The 16,346-nt window shown below is 71.4% G+C and carries 13 protein-coding genes; 12 read left to right on the top strand and 1 reads right to left on the bottom strand.

Going from position 1 to position 16,346, the window contains the following annotated elements; genetic code table 11:
* Nucleotides 1-9: 9 nt before the first annotated feature.
* Nucleotides 10-195, bottom strand: a complete 186-nt coding sequence (locus ABZ664_RS02310) for a hypothetical protein (RefSeq protein WP_362501822.1) — start codon at nt 193-195, stop codon at nt 10-12.
* A gap of 446 nt (nt 196-641) precedes the next feature.
* On the opposite strand from ABZ664_RS02310, the gene ABZ664_RS02315 reads away from it, so the two are divergent.
* The 12 genes from ABZ664_RS02315 to ABZ664_RS02370 all read left to right on the top strand — a co-directional run bounded on the left by ABZ664_RS02315 (nt 642) and on the right by ABZ664_RS02370 (nt 16,314).
* On the top strand, nt 642-2,318 hold the full coding sequence (locus tag ABZ664_RS02315) for an ABC transporter substrate-binding protein (protein WP_362501824.1): 1,677 nt from the start codon (nt 642-644) through the stop codon (nt 2,316-2,318).
* Between the two features lie 3 nt (nt 2,319-2,321).
* On the top strand, nt 2,322-3,332 hold the full coding sequence (locus ABZ664_RS02320; RefSeq protein WP_362501826.1) for an ABC transporter permease: 1,011 nt from the start codon (nt 2,322-2,324) through the stop codon (nt 3,330-3,332).
* Nucleotides 3,332-4,177, top strand: a complete 846-nt coding sequence (locus ABZ664_RS02325) for an ABC transporter permease (RefSeq protein WP_362501828.1) — start codon at nt 3,332-3,334, stop codon at nt 4,175-4,177. Before ABZ664_RS02320 ends, ABZ664_RS02325 begins: the two co-directional genes overlap by 1 nt.
* 6 nt (nt 4,178-4,183) lie before the next feature.
* Nucleotides 4,184-6,334 (top strand): ABC transporter ATP-binding protein, encoded by a 2,151-nt coding sequence (locus ABZ664_RS02330; RefSeq protein ID WP_362501830.1) that lies wholly within the window; start codon nt 4,184-4,186, stop codon nt 6,332-6,334.
* 8 nt (nt 6,335-6,342) lie between these two features.
* Complete coding sequence (locus ABZ664_RS02335; RefSeq protein ID WP_362501832.1) at nt 6,343-8,400, top strand: hydantoinase/oxoprolinase family protein; 2,058 nt, start codon at nt 6,343-6,345, stop codon at nt 8,398-8,400.
* Complete coding sequence (locus ABZ664_RS02340) at nt 8,397-10,091, top strand: hydantoinase B/oxoprolinase family protein (RefSeq protein WP_362501834.1); 1,695 nt, start codon at nt 8,397-8,399, stop codon at nt 10,089-10,091. Before ABZ664_RS02335 ends, ABZ664_RS02340 begins: the two co-directional genes overlap by 4 nt.
* Nucleotides 10,084-11,955 (top strand): hydantoinase B/oxoprolinase family protein, encoded by a 1,872-nt coding sequence (locus ABZ664_RS02345; RefSeq protein ID WP_362501836.1) that lies wholly within the window; start codon nt 10,084-10,086, stop codon nt 11,953-11,955. The genes ABZ664_RS02340 and ABZ664_RS02345 overlap by 8 nt, the downstream gene beginning before the upstream one ends.
* The gene (locus ABZ664_RS02350) at nt 11,952-13,322 is read left to right on the top strand and encodes an amidohydrolase family protein (RefSeq protein WP_362501838.1); all 1,371 of its coding nucleotides are present in this window, start codon (nt 11,952-11,954) and stop codon (nt 13,320-13,322) included. The genes ABZ664_RS02345 and ABZ664_RS02350 overlap by 4 nt, the downstream gene beginning before the upstream one ends.
* Nucleotides 13,319-13,762 carry a DUF4440 domain-containing protein gene (locus tag ABZ664_RS02355; protein WP_362501840.1) on the top strand — a complete coding sequence of 148 codons (444 nt, stop codon included), beginning with the start codon at nt 13,319-13,321 and terminating at the stop codon, nt 13,760-13,762. The genes ABZ664_RS02350 and ABZ664_RS02355 overlap by 4 nt, the downstream gene beginning before the upstream one ends.
* On the top strand, nt 13,759-14,748 hold the full coding sequence (locus ABZ664_RS02360) for a zinc-binding dehydrogenase (RefSeq protein WP_362501842.1): 990 nt from the start codon (nt 13,759-13,761) through the stop codon (nt 14,746-14,748). The genes ABZ664_RS02355 and ABZ664_RS02360 overlap by 4 nt, the downstream gene beginning before the upstream one ends.
* A 13-nt stretch (nt 14,749-14,761) precedes the next feature.
* The gene (locus ABZ664_RS02365) at nt 14,762-15,121 is read left to right on the top strand and encodes a TIGR04076 family protein (RefSeq protein WP_362501844.1); all 360 of its coding nucleotides are present in this window, start codon (nt 14,762-14,764) and stop codon (nt 15,119-15,121) included.
* 170 nt (nt 15,122-15,291) lie between these two features.
* The gene (locus ABZ664_RS02370; RefSeq protein ID WP_362501846.1) at nt 15,292-16,314 is read left to right on the top strand and encodes an LLM class flavin-dependent oxidoreductase; all 1,023 of its coding nucleotides are present in this window, start codon (nt 15,292-15,294) and stop codon (nt 16,312-16,314) included.
* Nucleotides 16,315-16,346: the final 32 nt, after the last annotated feature.

Consider the following 16,346-nt stretch of genomic DNA (forward strand, 5'->3'; position numbering starts at 1 on the left):
ATCCGAGCGCTAGGGACGCAGCCGGTGGCCGCCGTCCACCAGGCGGGAGAGCAGGCTGATGGTGGCCGCACCCGCCGCGACGCCGCTGAGCACGGAGAGCGGCCAGGCCGACCCGGCCACCAGTGCGAGCGCGCAGGCCAGCACGGCGATCACGACCGCGGTGGTCACGACGAGCAGTACAGGTACGGAGAACATCGGCTCACTCCCGCAGGGGGTGTCGCCGGGGTTCCGGCGACACGGTGGCCGAGACCCGGATCCGGTCGGATCCGCGCTCGCCCCTACAGGTCCTGCCCGTTCTGAGAGATGTAATCATGTCTCGCGGAGGCATGTGGTCCGCGGTGCCGCCGTCTCGTCGTCCCGTGCGGGCTCTCCGGGCGGCGCGGCCTTGCCGACAGGGTAGGAAGCGTCGGTCACATCCGAGCGTCGTTCGTGTGAAATTCTGTGAACACAGGCACTCCCTCCGGTCTTCAGATCTCCCAATTAGCTCTCTGAGCATTGGTTTTATCTGTGAACAAGCCTTACTCCCTTGTTCACGGAACTCAGGTCTGATAGAACAAGCGGCACATGTAGGTCGAGTGGGTCGTCGCTGGAACGATCCGCTCATCTCGCGGCCTAACCCTCATGGCCCCTGGAGGACTGCGATGCCCGGTTTCTCTCACCCCCACGGTCCGGGATCCCCCGCGCTGTCCCGCCGCTCGATCCTGCAGCTCGGGGGTGGGGTCGCCCTCCTCTTCGCGACCGGGTGCGCCGCGGGCACCAAGGCGGGCGACCCCGCCCCCGCGGCGAGCACCGCTCCCGGCGGGAGCGGCGCCCCCGCCGCCAGGGCGTTGCGGATCGCGGTGGGCAGCTACCTGAGCAGCTGGGACCAGGACTTCGTCGGATTCGACCTGACCGCGCTGATGCTCTACAAGAACGTCTTCCCCTACATGATCGACTACGGGGTCACCTCGGTCGGCGACGGCCAGATCCTCGACACCGAGGCGATCGCCCCGACCTTCGCCGAGTCCTTCGAGCCCGACGCCGACAACAAGGTCTGGACCCTCAAGCTGCGCCAGGGCGTCAAGTTCGCGAGCGGCAACGAGATGACCGCCAACGACGTCAAGTGGTCCAAGGACCGCGCCTTCGCCGCGAAGGCGAACGTCGCCGGGGTCTACCGGCTGATCGGGCTCACCAAGGCCGACCAGGTCGAGGTGGTCGACAACTACACCGTGAGGTTCACCCAGGCGTTCCCCAGCGCCCTCACCCGGCAGATCCAGGCCATCTCGCTGTACGTCTTCGACTCGGAAGAGGCGAAGAAGCACGCCACCGACGACGACCCCTGGGCCAAGGAGTGGTTCGCCAAGAACCCCCCGACCGGCGGCTACTTCAACGTGGAGAAGGCGGTCCAGGGCCAGGAGATCCTGCTCAGCGCCAACACCGGCTATCCCGGCACCGACGGCGCCAAGAGCCCGCAGATCAGGCTCACCGTGGTGCCCGCGGCCTCCAACCAGCGCCTCCAGCTGCAGAACGGCGACATCGACATCGCCTTCGGAATCGGCCAGCGCGACATCAAGGACCTCAAGACCACCCAGGGCATCAAGGTCATCTCCGCGCCGAGCAACAACCAGCTCGCCATCCAGATGTCGGTGACCACCGCCCCCTTCGACGACCCCGCGGTGCGCAAGGCGCTCGCCCAGGCCGTCCCGTACGAGCAGATCATCGCCAACGTCTACGGCGGCGACGCGCGGCCCACCAAGAGCGTCGTCCCGCTGGACATGCCCGGCTACTCCGAGAGCGGCTACCCCTACACCCACGACGTCGCCAAGGCCAAGGAGACGCTGGCCGGGGCGGGCAAGACCTCGATCACCTCCGAGCTGGTCTTCCAGACCGACAACGAGGAGCAGCAGCAGATCGCCGTCCTCGTGCAGAGCGAGGCGAGGAAGGCGGGCATCGAGCTGAAGCTCACCCCGCTCGACCCCGCCACGCTCGCCGAGCGCAGGGAGAAGAAGAACATCCCCCTGCAGATCACTCTGGGCCAGCTCTGGGTCAACGACGTGGAGTACATGCTCGGGACCAGCTTCACCAAGGGAGCGAACCTCAACTACTCCAACTACGTCAACGACGAGATCGAGAAGATCTTCGAGGAGTCCCACACCGTCGTCGACGAGGCCGAGCGCGCCAAGCTCTGGCTGCGCGTGCAGGAGATCATGGCCGAGGACGTGCCGTGGGTCGTCGTCTGCCAGCCCAACTTCAACCTCCCCGTCAGGGAAGAGGTGGAGGGATGGGTCCAGCCGATGGACGGTCTGGCCCGGCTGCGCTACCTGAGCGTCACCGGGTGATTCATGCGTGTCCTCCGGTTTCTCCTCAGGCGGCTGCTCCAGCTCGTCCCGGTGCTCCTCGGGGTGGTCGTCGTGACCTTCCTCCTCGTGAGGGTCCTGCCGGGCGATCCGATCCGTACCATCCTCGGCCCCAACGCCACGGAGGCCGACGCCGCCGCCGCGCGGGCCAGGTTCGGGCTGGACCAGCCCCTGTGGCGGCAGTTCCTCGACTACGTCGGGGGACTGTTCACCGGTGACTTCGGCACCTCGATCCAGAGCGGCACCTCCGTGGGCGCCGAGATGGCCGTGCGTATCGGGCCCACCATGGAACTCGTCGTGATCGCGCTCACCGTGGCGCTGGTGCTGGCCACGGTGCTCGGCATCTGGTCGGCGCGGAACGCGGGCCGGTTCGGCGACCACACCGTCCGCGTCGCGGCGCTCGTCGGCAACTCGGTGCCCGAGTTCTGGCTCGGCCTGGTGCTCGTCCTCGTCGGCTACAGCGTCCTGGGCTGGTTCCCCGCGCCGAGCGGCCGGGTGGACCCAGACACCGATCTCAGCCTGATCACCGGCGCCGACCTGCTCGACGCGGCGCTGACGGCGAACGGTCCCGCGTTCGTCTCCGCGCTGGAGCACCTCGCGCTGCCGGTGGCCACGCTGGTGATCGCCATCGTCGCGCCGCTGCTGCGCAGCGTCCGGGCCTCCGCGCTGGAGGTGCTCGCCTCCGAGGCGTACACGGCCGCCGCCGCGCACGGGCTCAGGGACCGCCTGCTGCTCCGCGGCTACCTGGTACGGGCCGCGCTGGTGCGGCTCCCCGCGCTGGCGGCCCTGGTGTTCGGCTTCTCCATCGGCTCGACCGTCCTCGTGGAGTACGTCTTCTCCTGGCAGGGCTTCGGGCAGTGGGCGCTGCGCGGCCTGCTCTACCGGGACTACCCGGTGGTGCAGGCGTCGGTGCTCGTGATCGCGCTGTTCTACGTGGTGGTGTTCCTCATCGCCGACGTCGTCCACGCGATCCTCGACCCGAGAGTGAGGATCTGATGTCGCAGCGCGTCCGGGAGGTCGGCGGGGACCGCGGTTTCGCGTCGTCCCTGATCATCGCGGGTTCCGCCGTCCTGGCGCTGGTCGCCGTGGCGGTCGTGTTCGCGCCGCTGCTCAGCGCGTGGGGCCCCGAGGAGATCGACCCCCTCGCGCCCCTCGCGGCGCCGGGCGGCGCCCACCTGCTGGGCACCGACCTCAACGGCATGGACGTGTGGAGCAGGGTCCTGTACGCCGCCAGGCTCGACGTCGGCATCGCGATCGCCGCGGTCGCCCTCGCCGTGGTCGCGGGCAGCCTCGTCGGCCTCGTCGCCGGATACCGGGGCGGCTGGCCGGACGACGTGCTGATGCGAGTGCTCGACGTCTTCCAGGCGTTCCCCACCTTCATCCTCGCCCTCGCGGTGGCCGCGCTGCTCGGCGGCGGGACCGCGAACCTGATCGCGGTGATCGCGCTGGTGAACGCGCCCGCGTACGCCCGGCTGGTGCGGGCCGAGGTGCGCTCGGTGCGGGAGCTGCCGTTCGTGGAGGCGTCCCGCACCTCGGGCTCCTCCTTCTGGGGGGTGCTCTGGCGGCACGTCCTGCCCAACAGCCTCACGCCGGTGCGCGTCATCGCCCCGCTGAACTGCGGCTGGGCGATGCTCACGCTCGCCGGGCTGTCCTTCCTCGGGCTCGGCGTGCCGGTGCCCACCGCCGAGTGGGGCGCCATGATCAGCCTCGGTGCCGGAGACGTCGTCGCCGGCCGGTGGTGGACCTCGGTGCCGCCCGGTCTCTTCCTGCTGATCTGCGTCCTGGGCTTCAGCCTCCTCGGTGAGGGCCTGCAGGAACGCGCCGACTCCACGAGGAGGTGACGGACGATGACACTTCTGTCGATCGAGGACCTCTCCGTCGTGATCCACCGCCCAGGACGCCGGGTCGCCGCGCTGAGCGGGGTGAACCTGAGCGTCGAACCGGGCGAGGTGGTCGGCCTGGTCGGTGAGAGCGGCGGCGGCAAGAGCATGGTGGCCCGCTCGATCGTGGGCCTGCTGCCCGGCGGCTCCCGTACGACCGGGAGGGTCCTGTTCGAGGGCACCGACGTGCTGACGATGGGCGCCGCCGAGCTGGAGTCCTTCCGGGGGCACGGCGCCGCGATCTGCTTCCAGAACCCGCGCGGCGCGCTCAGCCCCACCAGGACCGTCGGCCGCCAGCTCGTCGACCGGCTCGTCACCCACCAGGCGCTCGCCCCCGCCCCCGCGAGGGAGGTCGCCGCCAAGCTGTTCGAGTCGGTCGGCATCCGCAGCCCGAGGCGCCGGCTGGACGCCTACCCGCACGAGCTCTCCGGCGGTATGGCGCAGCGCGTCATGATCTCACTCGCCACCGGCTGCGCCCCCGGCCTGCTCATCGCCGACGAGCCCACCACCGGGCTGGACGTCACCCTCACCAGGGAGATCCTCAACCGCTTCCGGCTCGCCGCGAACGCCGAGCGGCGCGGCGTCCTGCTCATCTCGCACGACCTCGCCTCCATCGCCGAGGTCTGCGACCGCGTCGTGGTGCTGTACGCGGGGACGGTGGTGGAGAGCGGTCCCGGACCGCAGGTGCTCGACGAGCCCGCCCACCCCTACACGCGGGCGCTGCTGCGCTCGGTGCCCGACATCGACGGGCGTGCGGTGATCGCCACCCCCGGTGCGATGCCGCTGCTCTCCGAGGCGCCCTCCTCCTGCCCGTTCGTACCGCGCTGCGCGCACGCGACGGAGCTGTGCGTGGCGGAGCGCCCGCACGCCCGGACCCTCTCCTCCGACTGGAGCGCCGCCTGCTTCCACCCCCGCTCAGGGCCCCTCACCGAGCCGCTCACCGAGCCGCTCACCGGGCCGCTCACCGGGCCCCTCGACGCCCCTTCCCCGTCGCTCACGGAGCCGCCCGCCCGTACGGCCGCCGTCTCGACGGGGGAGGGGACCCGCCCCGCGCAGGGAACGTCCTCCGGCGCGGGAACGCGCCCGGGAAAGGGGACGCGCTCAGGTGAGAAGACGGACCCGGGAGAGGGGACGCGCCCCGGAGGCGGGACGGGCGGGGAGGTGCTGCGCGTCGAGGACGCGCACGTCGTCTACGGTTCCCGTTTCGGCGGCGGGGGCCACCACGCCCTGCGCGGGGTCAGCCTCAGCGTCGCCGCCGGTGAGACCCTGGGCGTCGTCGGGGAGAGCGGCTGCGGTAAGAGCACCCTGGCCAGACTGATGCTCGGGCTGGTCGCCCCTTCCACGGGGAGGGTCGAGGTGGCCGGGCGGGTCCTGTCCAAGGTGCGCGGCCGGGAGCTGCGCCGTCTGCGCACCCGGGCACAGCTGGTCTTCCAGGACCCGGTGGGCTCGCTCAGCCCCCGGCGGACCGTGCAGGACGCGATCGGCGAGCCGCTGCGCGCCGCCGGGGTGCCCGCCGCCGAGCGCGTCTCGCGCGTCGCCGGAGTCCTGGAACGCATGGAGCTGGACCCGTCGATCCTGGGGCGGCGCCCGCACGAGCTGTCCGGCGGGCAGGCGCAGCGCGTCGGCATCGCCCGCGCGCTCGTCGGCGACCCCGACCTGATCGTCTTCGACGAGCCGACCTCGGCGCTCGACGTCACCGTGCAGGCGCAGATCCTGAAGGTGATCGCCGAGGTGAGCGGCGACCGCTCGCGCGGCAGCGTCTTCATCTCCCACGACCTGGCCACCGTTCGAGGATTCTGCGACCGCGTCGTGGTTCTCTACCTGGGGCGGATCGTGGAGGAGGGGCCGGTGGAGGAGGTCTTCGGCAACCCCCTGCACCCCTACACCCGGGCGCTGCTGTCCAGCGCCCCGAGCCTCGGCGCCGGGTACGGCGGACCGCGGGTCGAACTGACCAAGGATCTGGAGGAGGCGGACGCCGCCGCGGGCTGTGCCCTCGCGCCGCGCTGCCCCTTCGCGACCGGCGAGTGCCGGCGGCAGGAGCAGGAACTCCGCCCGTACGGCGCGAGCCTGGTCGCCTGCCACCGCGCCGCCGAGATCCCCGCGCTGATCGAAAGGTGACACCCGCAATGCCCGACCCCAAGCACATCCGTCTGGCCGTCGACATCGGCGGCACCTTCGTCGACGCGATGGAGCTGGACGCGCGCACCCACGAGGTGCGCTTCAGGAAGGCCTCGACGACCCCGGCGCGCCCCTGGGAGGGCGTGCTCGACGCGGTCACCGCGCTCGGCACCGACCTGTCGGAGGTGGAGCTGTTCATCCACGGCACCACCCTCGGGCTCAACGCCGTCCTGGAGCGGCGCGGCGAGCCCACCGGGATCATCACCAACGACGGCTTCCGCGACATCTTCCTCATCGGCCGGGGCAACGTGCCCTCCGACCACATGTACGACTTCCAGTACGAGCGGCCCGACAGCCTCGTGCTGCGGCGCCACACCGCCGGGGTGCGTGGGCGGCTCGACCACCGGGGCCGGGTGGTCGAGGAGCTCGACGCCGCCGGGGTGCGGGAGGCCGCCCGCGTCCTGGTCGAGGAGCGGGGAGTGGTGTCGATCGCCGTCTGCTTCCTGCACTCCTTCCTCGACCCCTCCCACGAGCGGGAGGCCGCCCGGATCATCCGCGAGGCGTACCCCCAGGTGACGGTCTCGGTCTCCACCGACATCGTGAGGGAGTACCGCGAGTACGAGCGGACCAGCACGACCGTCCTCGACGCCTACATCCGGCCGATCTTCGAGAGGTACGTGGACCGGCTGGAGCGCGGGCTCGCCGAGCGCGGCTTCGACGGGCGATTCCTGATCATGCGCTCCGGCGGCGGTTCCATGACGTCGGCCGTGGCCAAGACCTCCCCGACGCACACCGTGCTGTCGGGCCCGGCGGGCGGCATCGTGGGCGCGGCGCACATCGCCGCCGCCCTCGGTCGCCGGGACCTTCTCACCTTCGACATCGGCGGTACCTCGCTGGACGCGTGCGTGATCGAGCACGGGTCCCCGGTGGCCGCCTACGAGGCGCAGCTGGAGCACTTCCCGCTGCTGATCCCCACCTACGACATCCGCACGATCGGCGCCGGAGGGGGCTCGATCGCGTGGCTGGAGCGGGGATTGCTGAAGGTGGGGCCGCAGAGTGCGGGTGCCGACCCCGGCCCGGTGTGTTACGGCCGGGGCGGCACCCGCCCCACCGTCACGGACGCGGCGGTCGTCCTCGGCTACGTGGACCCGGACCGTTTCCTGGCCGGGACCATGGAGCTGCGGGCCGACGCCGCCCGCGCGGCGCTCGACGAGCAGGTGGCCGGGCCACTCGGGCTCAGCCCCGAGGCCGCGGCGGCGGGCGTCTTCGACGTGCTGCTCGCCAAGACCGTCGGCGCGGTCCGGCAGATCACGGTCGAGCGGGGACACGACCCCCGGGGCTTCTCACTGCTCGCGTTCGGCGGGGCGGGGCCGCTGCTCGCCCCGCTGCTCGCGGCGGAGATGGGCATCGGCGAGGTCATCGTGCCGTTCGCGCCCTCGGGCTTCTCCGCCTGGGGCATGCTCAGCGCCGACATCGTCGACGACTTCTCCCGTACGGTGATGGCCACCCTGGACGACGCCGACCTCGACGGGCTGGAGACGGTGTTCAAGAGCGTCGAGGCCGAGGCGGTCGCCTCCCTGGAGGCGCAGCGGGTCCCGGCGGACCGCATGGTCCTTGAGCGCCAGTTCGAGCTGCGCTACCTGGGCCAGGAGCACTCGCTCATCATCACCACGGGCCGCGACCTCGACCGCGACGCGATCAGGCGGGCGTTCGAGGAGACCCACGCGGCGCGGTACGGGCACGCGATGGACAACCGGGTGCAGATCCTCAACCTGCGGGTGCGCGGCATCGGTCGTACCGACAGGCCCGAGCTGGTGACGCGCCCGCCGGGCGACGGCGACGCGAGCCGGGCGCTGCTCGCCCGCAGGGACGCCTACGACTTCGGCACCCGCGCCACGGCGTCGTTCGCCGTTTACGAGCGCGCGCTGCTGGAGCCGGGTGACGCGTTCGAAGGGCCCGCCCTGGTCGACGAGGGCACCTCGACCACCGTGGTCCCCTCGGGACAGCGGGTCGAGGTCGAGGAACACGGCTACCTGCTGGTACGGCTTGTGGAGGCGACGGCATGACGGAGCGGCTGGACGGTGCCGGGGCGGACGGTGCTCGGCTGGACGGCGCGACCGCCGAGGTGGTGCGCAGTTACCTGCTCGCGGCGGCGGAGGAGATGCGGGCCACGCTGATCCGCACCTCCTTCAACCCGGTGATCTACGAGGTCCACGACTTCGGCATGTCGATGTACGACGCGGACCTTCGGCTGATCGCCGAGGCCACCGGGCTCACCTTCTTCCTCGGCGCCAACGACTTCTCACTCCGTAAAGGGGTGGAGTATGTGGGGCGGGAGAATCTGCGTCCCGGTGATGTGGTGTTGCTGAACTATCCATATTGGAACGCGGCACACGCGTATGACGCGACGTTGTTCTGCCCGGTGTTCGTGGGTGCGGACCTGGTGGGTTTTTTGTGTGTGCGGGCTCACTGGATGGATCTGGGGGCGAAGGATCCGGGGTATGTGCTGGATTCCACGGACATGCATCAGGAGGGGATTATCTTTCCGGGGACGAAGGTGTTCTCGGAGGGGGTGGCGAATCGGGAGATCATTGAGTTGATCCGGTTCAATTCGCGGATGCCGGATCTGGTGATCGGTGATCTGAACGCGCAGGTCGCCGCGCTGCGCACCGGCGAGCGCCGCTTCCAGGAGATCCTGGAGAAGTTCGGCCGCCCGACCGTGGAGGCGGCGGTCCAGCGGATGGTCGAGGACGGGGAGGCGCGCACCCGCGCCGCCCTCGCCGAGTTGCCGCAGGGCTCGTGGACGGCGGTCGACTGGCTGGACGACGACGGGATCACCGAGGATCCGGTCCGCATGGAGGTCACCGTCACCGTCGCCGACGGCACCTTCACCGTCGACTTCGCCGGTTCCTCGCACGCCACCGCCGGTCCCATCAACATGCCGTTCGGCGCGACCATCGCGATCTGCAAGGTCGTCCTGAAGGCGCTCACCTCGCCCGACGAGCCGTCCAACTTCGGCACGACCGTTCCCCTTGAGGTGCGGGCCGAACCGGGCACGCTCTTCCACGCCGTCTACCCGCAGCCGACGTTCACCCTGTGGACCGGCATCGTCGCGGTCGAGCTCATCCTGAAGGCGCTGGCGCAGGGCATGCCGGAGCGGCTTCCCGCCTCCTCGGGGGGTGACGTGCCGGGGTTCATGATGGTCGGGATCCATCCGGAGACCGGGCAGATGTTCGCCGTCAGCAACAACGACCCGGTCGGCTGGGGTGCGACCCCGTCCCACGACGGCATGAACGCCGCCACCCACGTCTCGGGGAGCACGGGACGCATCACCCCGATCGAGGTTCTGGAGGCGAGGACCGGGATGTTCTTCGAGCGGGTGGAGATGCGTGAGGACTCCGGGGGTGCGGGGCGGTTCCGGGGTGGGGTGGGTTTGCGGCGTGACATTCGTTTCGTGGTGCCGGGGGAGTTCCTGTCGGTGATCAAGAAGACGAGGTCGCGGCCGTGGGCGCTGGAGGGCGGGCTGGAGCCCGAGCCAAATCAGGTGGTGGTCTTTCCCGGCACCGAGCGTGAGCACCGGGTGAGCACCAAACGGACCAGGGTGGAGGTCGGCGACCGGATCACGCTGCTCACGGCGGGTGGTGGCGGGCACGGGGATCCGCGCGAACGCGATCCCGACCTGGTGCGCCGCGACGTCGCCGAGGGCTACGTCTCCCCCGAGGCCGCCCGCGAGACCTACGGGATCGACGATGTCTGAGCCCGCCGCCTCCACGCCGTCCGGCTCCGTCGTCCCGGGGGCCGCCGTCTCCGACTCGTCCGGTCCCTCCACGCCGTCCGGCTCCGCCATCTCAGGGGTCGCCGTCTCCGACCCGTCCGCTCCCTCCGGCCCCGCGGCCCCGGAGTCCACCGGGCCCGCCGCCTCAGGTGGGCGAAGGACCGGCCGCGCGGGCGGGGGCCTCGGTCCGGTGGACGGCGCGACGGTCGAGGTGGTGCGCAGCCACCTCTCCTCGGTCGCCGAGGAGATGCGGGCCACGCTCGTCCGTACCGCCTTCAACCCGGTGATCTACGAGGTGTTCGACTTCGGCATCTCCGTCTACGACGCGGACCTCCGCCTGGTCGCGGAGTCGACAGGCCTGAGTCGTTTTCTCGGTGCCAACGACTATTCCATCCGTAAGGGGGTGGAGTATGTGGGGCGGGAGAATCTGCGTCCCGGTGATGTGGTGTTGCTGAACTATCCGTACTGGAACGCGGCGCATTCTTATGATGCGACGTTGTTCTGCCCGGTGTTCGTGGGTGCGGACCTGGTGGGTTTTTTGTGTGTGCGGGCTCACTGGATGGATCTGGGGGCGAAGGATCCGGGGTATGTGCTGGATTCCACGGACATGCATCAGGAGGGGATTATCTTTCCGGGGACGAAGGTGTTCTCGGAGGGGGTGGCGAATCGGGAGATCATTGAGTTGATCCGGTTCAATTCGCGGATGCCGGATCTGGTGATCGGTGATCTGAACGCGCAGGTCGCCGCGCTGCGCACCGGCGAGCGCCGCCTCAGCGAGCTGCACACCCGCTACGGCGGGGACGTCGTCGCCTCCGTCGTCGAGACCGTGATCACCGCCGCCGCCGAGTCCGCCGCCGAGGCCGTCGCCCGCCTGCCGCAGGGCTCGTGGACGGCGGTCGACTGGCTGGACGACGACGGGGTCACCGGGGATCCGGTCCGCATGGAGGTCACCGTCACCGTCGCCGACGGCACCTTCACCGTCGACTTCGCCGGATCGTCCGGCGCGACCGCGGGACCGGTCAACCTCCCGTTCGGCGCGACCATCGCGACCTGCCGGGTCGCGTTCAAGGCGATCACCACGCCGACAGAGCAGACCAACGCCGGGCACTTCGCCCCGCTGGAGGTGCGGGCCGAGCCCGGCACGCTCTTCCACGCCGCCTACCCGGCGGCGACCTTCACCCAGTGGACGGGGACGGTCGCCCTGGAGCTGATCTACAAGGCGCTGGCGCAGGGCATGCCGGAGCGGCTTCCCGCCTCCTCGGGGGGTGACGTGCCGGGGTTCATGATGGTCGGGATCCATCCGGAGACCGGGCAGATGTTCGCCGTCAGCAACAACGACCCGGTCGGCTGGGGTGCGACCCCGTCCCACGACGGCATGAACGCCGCCAACCACCTGTGCCAGACCCAGGCCCGCAACACCCCCGTCGAGGTTCTGGAGGCGAGGACCGGGATGTTCTTCGAGCGGGTGGAGATGCGTGAGGACTCCGGGGGTGCGGGGCGGCTGCGGGGTGGGGTGGGTTTGCGGCGTGACATTCGTTTCGTGGTGCCGGGGGAGTTCCTGTCGGTGATCAAGAAGACGAGGTCGCGGCCGTGGGCGCTGGAGGGCGGGCTGGAGCCCGAGCCAAATCAGGTGGTGGTCTTTCCCGGCACCGAGCGTGAGCACCGGGTGAGCACCAAACGGACCAGGGTGGAGGTCGGCGACCGGATCACGCTGCTCACGGCGGGTGGTGGCGGGCACGGGGATCCGCGCGAACGCGATCCCGACCTGGTGCGCCGCGACGTCGCCGAGGGCTACGTCTCCCCCGAGGCCGCCCGCGAGATCTATGGAGCCGAGGTCGTCCGATGAACGACATGGTCAACGACGTGGTCCTCGTCAACTGCACCGTCACCGACGCCCGCGCCGCCGGTCTTGCCGGCATGGCCTCGGGAGGTCGTACGGCGGGCGTCCCGTTCTCGGGCGACGCGGCCATTGGGCCGGAGATCCGGACGGCGGACGGGCAGATCACCGACACCGCGGTCCTGACGGCGGAAGGGCAGGGGCGGATCGCCGACGCCGCGGTGTGGATCCGGGGTGACAGGATCGCGGCCGTGGGTCCTCGCGAGCGGATCCTGGAGCGGACCGGCGACGCCCACCTGCTCGACCTGGACGGCGCGTACGTCACTCCCGGCCTGGTCAACATGCACACCCACCTGTCCCTGTCGCTCCCCGGCCAGGGAGGCGACAGCGTCAAGAACATGACGGCGCACGAACTCGCCCTCTACATGGCGGACGGCGCCCGGCGCACCCTGCACTGCGGGGTGACCACGGTGAGGTGTGTGGCCGAGAAGGACCACGCCGACTTCGCGCTGCGCCGGGCGATCGAGTCGGGCCGGGCGGTCGGCCCGCGCATCTTCACCGCGGGTCGCGCCCTGGTCTGCACCGGTGGCCACGGGCACGAGGGGAGCGACACCCTGGAGTGCGACGGCGCCGACGGGTTCCGGCGCGGGGTGCGCAGCCAGATCAAGGCGGGCGCCGACCTCATCAAGATCATGATCTCGGGCGGTATCGCCGGGGAACACGAGAAGATGGACACCCCGCAGCTGTTCTCCGACGAGCTGGCGGCGGCGCTGCAGACCGCGCACGCCTGGGGCCGCAAGGTCACCGCGCACGCGGGTCCGGCGGCGGTGATCGCCGAGGCCGTCGAGATGGGCCTCGACTGCGTCGAGCACGGTTACCAGCTCACCCCCGAGGTCGCGAAGAGGATGGCCGAACGCGGCACGTCCCTGGTACCGACGCTGCTCGTCACCCGTTGTAAGGAGTTCTTCGACGAACTCGGGGTGCCGGAGTGGATGCAGTGCCGCTCGCTCGGCGCCGGACCCCGCCACCTGGAGAGCTACGCCATCGCCCTCGACGCGGGGGTGGACGTCCTGCTGGGCAGCGACATGCCGCCGTTCTGGGACTTCGAGGGGACCAACGCCTCGGTACGCGAGCTGGAGTGCATGTCCGAAGGCGGTCTCGGCCCGGCCGGAGCGCTGTACGCGGGCACGCTCGGCCCGGTCCGCTGGCTCGGCGCCGAGGCCGACCTCGGCACCGTCGAGGTCGGCAAGTACGCGGACCTCATCGCGATGGACGCCGACCCGCTCGCGGGCACCTCGGCCTTCCGCGGGGTCCGCTGGGTGATGAAGGGCGGCCGGGTCGTCCGCGACGACCGGTCGGGATGGGAGAAGCAGTGAAACCCGATTCCGAGGTGGGCACCGACCTGATGGGAGAAGTCGTGAACACCGGGTCCGGTGCGGACGCCGATCTGATCTCGGCCGGCATCGACGACATGTACGACGCGTTCCTCGCGGCCGACCGCCACCGCTTCGACGGGCACCTGCACGACGAGGTGACCACCTGGGAGACGCATCTGCCGGGACCGCTGAGGACCCGGCGGGAACTCGACGCCTACCGCGACGAGAGGGACGGCTCGGGTGCGCGTCCCCGCCTCGACAGGCTGGAGGCCGAGGACAAGTGGATCGACGTGTGGGACGACACCGGCGTCGCCCGCTACGTGCTGGTCGCCCAGCTGCCGGACGGACCCGTCCAGCGCAGCCGGGTGACCGACGTGCTGCGCCGCGTCGGCGGAGACTGGCTCATCGTGCACCACCACTCAGAACTGCTCACGCCGTGAACCGGCGGCTGGTCGCCTACGAGCACGGCGAGCCCGAGGAGGTCCTCTCCCTGGCGGAGGTGCCCGAGGAGCGCGCCCCCGGCGACGGCGAGGTGAGGATCGCGGTGCGGGCCGTCGGGCTGAACTACCTCGACGTCATGCTGTGCAGGGGCACCTACCCCGTACGCCCGGATCCGCCGATGACGCCCGGCGTCGAGGCCGCGGGGACGGTGGTCGCCGCCGGGGCGGGTGCCGAGCACCTGGAGGGCAGGGCGGTCCTCGCCTGCCCCACCCTGCCGCACGGAGCCCTCGGCGACGTCGTCACCGTCGACGCCGCCCTCGTCGTGCCCTACCCGGCCGGGCTCGACCCCGTCACGGTCGCGGCGCTGCCCGTCACGTACCAGACCGCGTGGTTCGCGCTGCGCCGGGCCGGGCTGGCGGCGGGGGAGACGGTGCTCGTGCACGCGGGCGCGGGAGGTGTCGGCATCGCCGCCACCCAGCTCGCGCTCGCCTTCGGGGCGCGGGTGATCTGCACGGCGGGCGGCCCGGCCAAGACCGCACTGTGCCGGGAGAACGGCGCGGCCGAGGCGATCGACTACCTGGAGGTCGACTTCGCCGCCTCGGTGATGGACCTCACGGACGGCCACGGCGCCGACGTCGTCGTCGACCCCGTCGGCGGCGACGTCCTCGCGCGCTCGCTGGACTGCCTCGCCTTCGAGGGGCGCCTGGTGGCCGTCGGTGCGGCCGGAGGGTTTCCGCCGCCGGTCGACCCGATGGCGTTCGTCGCCGCCAACGCCTCCCTGGTCGGGGTGTCGTGGGGGTCGGCGTACCCGTGGCGGAGACCGGCCGCGGTGCGGGACGCCTACGAGGAGCTGTTCGCCCTGCTCGGCTCCGGCGCCGTACGGCCGCTCGTGTCGCGCGTGGTGGGCCTGGCGGAAACGCCCGCGGCCCTGGCCGACCTGGCCGAACGCCGTACGACAGGAAAGATCATGGTCCGGACGGGCTGAGGGAGGAAGCGGCATGAACGACATCAGTGGGAACGGCGACGGCGGCGACGGTGGCGACGGTGGCGACATGGAGCTGTACGACCTGCGGGTGGTGGTCGACCGCATCGAGGGCAGGTCCGTCTGCGGGATGGAGGTGGGCGACTGCTTCACGCTGGAGAACAGCGCCCACCTGCGCCTCCCCGACGGCGAGCACTTCTGCGTCTACGCGCTCGCCTCGGTCCTGCCGTTCCTCGCCGCCAAGCAGCGCGACCTCGCCGAGGGCGACTGGCTGGAGCGAGACACCCTGTTCACCTGCCCCGACCCGGAGGAGCGGCTGGTGATGCGGGTCGAGCGGACCGGGCGCCGCCGGATGAACTCCGCCGACCTGACCTGAGCCGACCTGACCTGAGCCGACCTGACCTGAGCCGACCTGAACCGAGAAGGACCCGCGATGACCGGCGTTCCGGAGGGATCCCCGACGACCGCCGTGATCACGCGGCGATCCGCGACGACCGCAGACTGTGAGGAAGCCGTGACGACCGCCACCGGGCAGGAGAGCCCCCGATGACCGCCGCCGAGATCGGCCTCGGCCTGCAGAGCGACAAGCGGGCCGGTGACTACGCGCGGCTCGCGCGCCGCGCCGAGGAGCACGGCTTCGACGTGCTGAGCGTGTTCGGCGACCTGATGTACCAGCCGCCGATCTTCCCCCTGCTGGAGATGGCCGCCGCCACCGGGCGGGTGCGGCTCGGCACGGCCTGTCTCAACCCCTACTCCACGGCACCGTACGAGATCGCCGGGCAGCTCGCCGCCCTCGACCTCGCCTCGCACGGCCGCGCCTACCTCGGGCTGGCACGCGGCACCTGGCTCGGCGCGGTGGGCATCGCCCAGCCCAGGCCGCTCACCGCGCTGGCGGAGGCGGCGGAGGTGGTTTACCGGCTGCTCGCCGGTGACACCGGAGGGTACGAGGGGGAGATGTTCCGCCTCGCGCCGGGCACCGGGCTGCGCTACCCCGTGCACCGGCCCCGGCCGCCGCTGCTGCTCGGCACGTGGGGGCCGCGGGGGGCGGCGCTGGCCGGACGGGTCGCCGACGAGATCAAGGTGGGCGGCAGCGCGAACCCGGCGATGGTCGGGGTGATCCGCGAGCGGGTCGCGGCCGGGGCGGTGGCGGCCGGGCGCGATCCCGGCGAGATCGGCGTCGTCCTAGGCGCGGTGACCGTCGTGGACACCGACGGCGCCGCGGCCCGCGCCAAGGCGCGCGGCGAGGTCGCGATGTATCTCGCGGTGGTCGCCGACCTCGATCCGACCGTGGAGATCCCCGCCGACCTGCTCGACAGGGTGAAGACGTTGGTCGGGGAGGGGAGGGACGCCGAGGCGGGGCGGCTCATCCCCGACGACCTGCTCGACCTGTTCGCCTTCTCCGGCACCCCCGAGCAGGTCGCCGCGCAGGCCCAGGCCCTCATCGACGCGGGCGCGCACCGGGTGGAGTTCGGCACCCCGCACGGCCTCACCGACGACCGGGGCGTGGAGCTGCTCGGGGCCGAGGTGCTGCCGCTGCTGGACAGATCCCCCGCGGTGAGAGAGCGGTAGCCCGGTGCGAATCGCGACACCCTCGGGTGACG

This window comes from Streptosporangium sp. NPDC006930 (assembly GCF_040635605.1).
In the GTDB taxonomy this organism is placed as follows: domain Bacteria; phylum Actinomycetota; class Actinomycetes; order Streptosporangiales; family Streptosporangiaceae; genus Streptosporangium.

What these genes read in the sequence shown, in the direction of transcription:
- ABZ664_RS02345 (WP_362501836.1), top strand. Translation starts at nt 10,084, where the DNA reads ATGTCTGAGCCCGCCGCCTCCACGCCGTCCGGCTCCGTCGTCCCGGGG.
- ABZ664_RS02340 (WP_362501834.1), top strand. Translation starts at nt 8,397, where the DNA reads ATGACGGAGCGGCTGGACGGTGCCGGGGCGGACGGTGCTCGGCTGGAC.
- ABZ664_RS02330 (WP_362501830.1), top strand. Translation starts at nt 4,184, where the DNA reads ATGACACTTCTGTCGATCGAGGACCTCTCCGTCGTGATCCACCGCCCA.
- ABZ664_RS02365 (WP_362501844.1), top strand. Translation starts at nt 14,762, where the DNA reads ATGAACGACATCAGTGGGAACGGCGACGGCGGCGACGGTGGCGACGGT.
- ABZ664_RS02315 (WP_362501824.1), top strand. Translation starts at nt 642, where the DNA reads ATGCCCGGTTTCTCTCACCCCCACGGTCCGGGATCCCCCGCGCTGTCC.
- ABZ664_RS02350 (WP_362501838.1), top strand. Translation starts at nt 11,952, where the DNA reads ATGAACGACATGGTCAACGACGTGGTCCTCGTCAACTGCACCGTCACC.
- ABZ664_RS02320 (WP_362501826.1), top strand. Translation starts at nt 2,322, where the DNA reads ATGCGTGTCCTCCGGTTTCTCCTCAGGCGGCTGCTCCAGCTCGTCCCG.
- ABZ664_RS02325 (WP_362501828.1), top strand. Translation starts at nt 3,332, where the DNA reads ATGTCGCAGCGCGTCCGGGAGGTCGGCGGGGACCGCGGTTTCGCGTCG.
- ABZ664_RS02310 (WP_362501822.1), bottom strand. Translation starts at nt 195, where the DNA reads ATGTTCTCCGTACCTGTACTGCTCGTCGTGACCACCGCGGTCGTGATC.
- ABZ664_RS02370 (WP_362501846.1), top strand. Translation starts at nt 15,292, where the DNA reads ATGACCGCCGCCGAGATCGGCCTCGGCCTGCAGAGCGACAAGCGGGCC.
- ABZ664_RS02335 (WP_362501832.1), top strand. Translation starts at nt 6,343, where the DNA reads ATGCCCGACCCCAAGCACATCCGTCTGGCCGTCGACATCGGCGGCACC.